This window comes from Mesotoga sp. HF07.pep.5.2.highcov, from assembly GCF_003666285.1.
Classification (GTDB): Bacteria; Thermotogota; Thermotogae; order Petrotogales; family Kosmotogaceae; genus Mesotoga; species Mesotoga prima.
The window spans coordinates 1-4,974 of record NZ_JFHJ01000464.1; the positions used below are offsets into that span (position 1 = coordinate 1).

Sequence of the window (4,974 nt, forward strand, 5' to 3'; positions counted from 1 at the left end):
GGTTCATACTCGAAGTTCTGAAACCACTTTGCATGGATGTACTCATAGGTATTTTGCAGTGAGTCAAGCTTTCCCGTATGAGTGAAAACGGCATAGGTTGCCTCAGGCACTTCTGCCCCAACCATTCCCTCCGGGATTATTCTCAGAGTCGAGACGGCCAAAGAGGCTATGTAGTCGAACTTGCCGTCTATGAAGTCTTCTTCTCCAGTGCACATCAATCCGTAGCTTTCCTTCGCCGATATGACATTCTCGATCTCGGTATGCCTCTCCATTAAATCTCTCCAGAGTTTCGGGCAGTTGTTCGCCGGATCATTTCCGTAGTACTTCAGACCAATGACTTTGAACGCCGATTTGTGGATGATCTTTGGTTCCATTCTTATTCCTCCCTTGAGACCAATCGGGTCTTTTTTGCACAGTCTCTTTTTCTGAGTGACGGCGAAGTGGAGTCAAAGCCTGCGATACTTGCCAGGCTTCACGTAGTATCTGCTTTTGAATGCTCTGGTAAGTGATTCCTGCGAATCATAGCCTAACTGCAAGGCGATCTCCAAAATACTTATCGAGGTTGTAGCAAGTTTTTCGGCAGCCACGCTCAACCTTCTACCCTTGCGATACTGGCCTATCATCTTGTCCACAGTGTGAAAGAAGATCCGCTGAAGATGAACTGATGAGTAGAAGCTTTCTTAGCAGAGATCGTCGAGAGTTATCGGGGATGAAAGGTGCTCCTCAATGTAATCTATGACGGAGTTCACGCAATCGATGTAATCCTATTTCAAAGGAGTGTCTCTGGACATCTTCCACCTCCATCTCCGCAATAATCGTCTTAAAGATTATACAAGTATGGAAGGGCTTGTTTTTGATCGAAAGAATCATGATGGAGTTTCTTCTCTAAGCTGAGTCAATCCAAAAACAATTCGGCTGAACGAAACCGTTAATCACGCCAACATCAGTACCCAATAAGCCTTTCAAGCTTCTTAGCCGCTTCTATTGTGCTACTTACTTCTTTCGGCAGAGGAGGTATTCCCTCGAAACCCGTTTTTCTGACGAAGTCGACCAGCATCGCCCAAAGTTCCTCAGGGTTCCAGTTAGAAAGTTTGTCCAAGGTATCTAATCCTGCATTGCAGTATAGCCTCACCCTAACTCCTTTCATTCCACCAAGTCTTGAAAGATCCGAGAGTTTAAGGTACTCAAGTATTTTCTCCATTTCAGTCCCGATGCGTGCAGCCAGGCTTTCTCTTAGCTCAGGTGAAAGGGCACTTCGATCATTTGATAGGTGGCAAATATGCCCGCTTTCGCGAGTTTTTCCATTACTATCGTGTCGTACCAGGGAATTTGTGTATTCTCATTCTTTCCCTCTTTGCCGCGATTCCTTTCTCACGAAGCTCTGGGGCGAATTTTGCGAGTGAAGGTTCAGAAAGAAAACTGAAATACTGGCCTATCCTACGGAGTTTTGCTTCAGACGGGCCTTGTCATTGCGGTTCGATTTTGCGAAACTTTCAATATCCTCTTTTTCTGCCTCTTCAACTGATTTCTCATTCGAATCAAGAAGGAATTTCTCGAGGGATGCAACCCCAGACAACGTTGTGTTGATAACATTCTAGCTCTTACCTTTACTCTTCAAGAAGGCTATGAAATCTTCGTTTTTTATCATCCATTCATCTCTCTTGCGAAGAGAAAACACCGAATCGATCTGGAGAAAACCCTCTTTAGCTACTGAATGTATATGGTCATACAACGTCTCGATTACAGCGCTTCTACAGCTATCTTCGAAGCAAGACTCATTACATCATCGAATCTACAAAGCTCTGTGCCGGGTGTCATGACGGCAGCTGAACTGGCGGCACCAGCCATTTTCAAGGCAGTTTTCACCGTCTCGCCAAGTTCTCTGTACATGCAGTATGCCGCCAGGAAAGAATCCCCTGCACCAACCCCGCTCTTGACAGGTACTTTAGGTACCCGAATACGATAGAACTCCCCACTCACTGATGCAATCGCTCCCTCGGCTCCCATAGTCAGTAGAATTTCTTCGATTGAATACTTGTTCGACACTTCGGAAATGGCCTTTCTAAAATCTATCTCTCCGATTAGCTCGCGATTGAGCAGTCTCTGAAGTTCGTGAATATTTGGCTTTATTCCTCTTGGCTTGGCCTCGACCCCCTTGGAGAAAGGCTCCTTGTCGGAATCGATATAAACGTTGACTCCAATTTTCCTCATCCTTGAACAAAGCTGAGCGTAGATATCGCTGCTTACTCCTTCCGGTATGCTTCCGCACAAAAGAAGGTAGTCGTCCTTTCTCAAAAGTACGTCGATTGTCTTGTACAGTTTATAGACTTCCTTGACGGATATTACCGGACCGGGAAGACTCATTCTGTATTGACCGCTTCCAGTCTGTACGAGAATGTTGGTCCTTGTTTCTTCTTCACTTCTTACCGTTGCATAAACGACTCCCTCATCGTCGAGCATCTCTTCTATTACCTTTCCGGTATGACCTCCAAGGAAAGCTACAGCGACCGAATGGCCTTCCAGTTCATTTATCACACGTGATACGTCTACACCCTTTCCTGCGGGGTAATCTTTGACTCTATCTACCCTCACCGTATCGTCCTCAATTAGAGCGTCTGTATATAAGAATCTATCTAGAGCTGCGTTCAAAGTCAGTGAGAAAATCACCATTTACACCTCCTACATCCTGCCGAGACGATAGTTTATGATTCCGAGTACTACAATCACGCTTGTCTCGACTCTCAGAGTCCTTCTTCCCAACGAAACGGGCGTACATCGGGTCGAGATGTCTTTTATCTCCTCCGGCGCGAAGCCCCCTTCGGGTCCCACTATCAGTCGCAGTTTTCTTTCACAAGCGAGTTTTTCTTCCACTTCTAATAAAGGTCTGCCGCCGAATTCCAGAAGCAGGTTGTATGATCCTTCTAGAGGAAGTGTCTGGGATACAGTAATCTCGGGAATGTAAGGATTAACACTCTGCTTGGCCGCTTCCCTTGCGACCGCATTGAACTTAGTCAGCTTAGTTTCATCAACTCTTGAAACCGATCTAAGGCTATTGAACAACTCGATTCTGTCGACTCCCAGTTCGGTTGCTTTCTCTATCAAAATATGAAGCCGTGGCCACTTTGTCGCTGCCACGGCTACAGTAATACTCTTCCCGTCTCTCTCAACGTACTCTCGCTCGACTACAGTTCCCGAAGCAGATGATTTCCCGAGTTCTTCGAGAAGAAATCTGTAAACGGTACCTCTCCCATCAATGCCTGTCAGTTCATCACCGGGTTTTGCTCTCGTCACTCTCAGATGTTTGGTTTCACCGCCGTCTAGAATGACTCTGTTGTCTTCAGGCAGGACGAAGAAGGCATTAGGCAATTAACCAATTACCTCCTGCCTCATGTATGGTACGAGAGCTTTCGGCACGTCGATCTTTCCGTCTCTTCTCTGGTAGTTCTCGACTATTGCTACCAGGGTCCTTCCAACGGCCAGTCCAGAACCATTTAAACAGTGTACAAACTTCAGTTTGTTGTCAACATCTCTGAACCTTATGTTGGCTCGTCTTGGCTGGAAGTCCTCAACGTTTGAGCAGGAGGAAATCTCCCTATAAGTGTTGTAAGAAGGCAACCAAACTTCAAGATCATAAGTCTTTGCCGCGGCAAACCCAATATCCCCGGTACAAAGAGAGACTACCCGGTAAGGAAGCTCCAATTTCCTGAGAACATCTTCAGCATCGGCCGTAAGATTTTCAAGAGCATCGTAAGAGTCATCGGGATGGGTGAACCAGACAAGCTCAACCTTGTCAAATTGGTGAACTCTTATCATGCCCCGAACATCCTTTCCGTACGATCCGGCCTCTCTCCTGAAGCATGCACTGTACGCCGTGTACTTTTTGGGCAGGTCACCTTCGAGGATCTCGTCCATGTGCTGCGAAACGAGTGGGACCTCTGCAGTTGGTATCATGAACATATCGTCCGGGTCGATTCTGTAGGCCTCCTCCTCAAATTTAGGTAGTTGGCCCGTTGCCTGCATAGTATCTCTCTTAACCATGAAAGGCAGAGCTACTTCCTCGTACCCCTTTGAGTGGTGGAGGTCCAGCATGAAGTTAGCTATTGCCCTCTCAAGTCTTGCAAAGTCTCTTCTAAGAATCGTGAATCTCGCTCCAGATATTTTCGCGGCTCTTTCAAAGTCTATAAGTCCGGTTTCCGGGCCGTAGTCCCAGTGAGGTCGGATTTCAAAGTCGACCTTTCTCGGTTCTCCCCACATCCTGATGACGACGTTATCTTCCTCACTCTTGCCAACAGGTGTGGTCGACGAAGGAATATTGGGTAGATAGAGAAGCTTTTTCTTCAGTTCTTCTTCTATCTGAGAAGTTTGGAGATCAAGTTCCTTAACTTCAGATGAGATTTCTTTTGCCCTTTCCATAAGGGAAAGCGAAAGGCTTACGTCTTTGCTAGCTTTGGCTCGGGCAATCTCCGAAGATATACTGTTTCTCTCGGCCTTTTTCTGTTCAACGACCTGCAGCGCCTCTCTCCTCTTTGATTCCAGATAGACTATCTCATCCAGCAGCTCCGAGGTCATCTGCCTGCACTCAAGGGCCCTCCTCACAATTTCGGGGTTTTCTCGAATCAACCTTACGTCAATCATTATTTCTTCCTCCTGCTAAAAAACAAGCTCTATCTCTACGTTTTTCCCTTCAAATGAATCATCCGTCGTATCGTATATCAGTTCGGAGGCCCAGATTTTCCTACTATTCTTGAAGTCATCGACAAAGACGTTTCCCTTTAGGTTCAGAAGGCCGGTATCTCCGAAGTATTCGAAGTAAAGAGTGTCTACATTCAAATCTCCCTTGTAATTTATGAAGATAAGCTCGGGCGTTGCTTCCGCAGTTTCTTCAGCAAAACCTTCATAGTATTCCGTTTTCTGATCAAAGTTAAGAATCTCTGTCTCGTATATGAATATATCCTTTCCGTCCTCTTCCTTTGA

5 protein-coding genes and 2 pseudogenes are annotated in these 4,974 nt (G+C 46.1%); all 7 read right to left on the reverse strand.

The window, feature by feature from the left end; all coding sequences use genetic code 11:
• Positions 1-374, reverse strand: a 374-nt coding sequence (locus BG32_RS09775) for a GyrI-like domain-containing protein (protein WP_147434918.1), incomplete at its 3' end; no start/stop codon positions are given.
• A 72-nt stretch (positions 375-446) separates the two neighbouring features.
• Positions 447-659, reverse strand: a pseudogene (locus tag BG32_RS09780) (helix-turn-helix domain-containing protein); the annotation flags it as partial.
• A 284-nt stretch (positions 660-943) separates the two neighbouring features.
• Positions 944-1,324, reverse strand: coding sequence for a DUF4332 domain-containing protein (locus tag BG32_RS09785; protein WP_310793751.1), 381 nt, complete (start codon positions 1,322-1,324; stop codon positions 944-946).
• 416 nt (positions 1,325-1,740) lie between these two features.
• Complete coding sequence (locus BG32_RS09790) at positions 1,741-2,670, reverse strand: 1-phosphofructokinase family hexose kinase (RefSeq protein ID WP_121526754.1); 930 nt, start codon at positions 2,668-2,670, stop codon at positions 1,741-1,743.
• Between the two features lie 9 nt (positions 2,671-2,679).
• Positions 2,680-3,366, reverse strand: coding sequence for a 16S rRNA (uracil(1498)-N(3))-methyltransferase (locus BG32_RS09795; RefSeq protein WP_014731338.1), 687 nt, complete (start codon positions 3,364-3,366; stop codon positions 2,680-2,682).
• A complete protein-coding gene (serS, locus tag BG32_RS09800) occupies positions 3,367-4,635 on the reverse strand; it encodes a serine--tRNA ligase (protein ID WP_014731339.1) in 1,269 nt (422 codons plus the stop codon).
• Between the two features lie 15 nt (positions 4,636-4,650).
• Positions 4,651-4,974: pseudogene (locus tag BG32_RS09805) on the reverse strand (OstA family protein); the annotation flags it as partial.

Coding starts and splice junctions, on each gene's coding strand:
- BG32_RS09790 (WP_121526754.1), bottom strand. CDS start 2,670: ATGGTGATTTTCTCACTGACTTTGAACGCAGCTCTAGATAGATTCTTA.
- serS (WP_014731339.1), bottom strand. CDS start 4,635: ATGATTGACGTAAGGTTGATTCGAGAAAACCCCGAAATTGTGAGGAGG.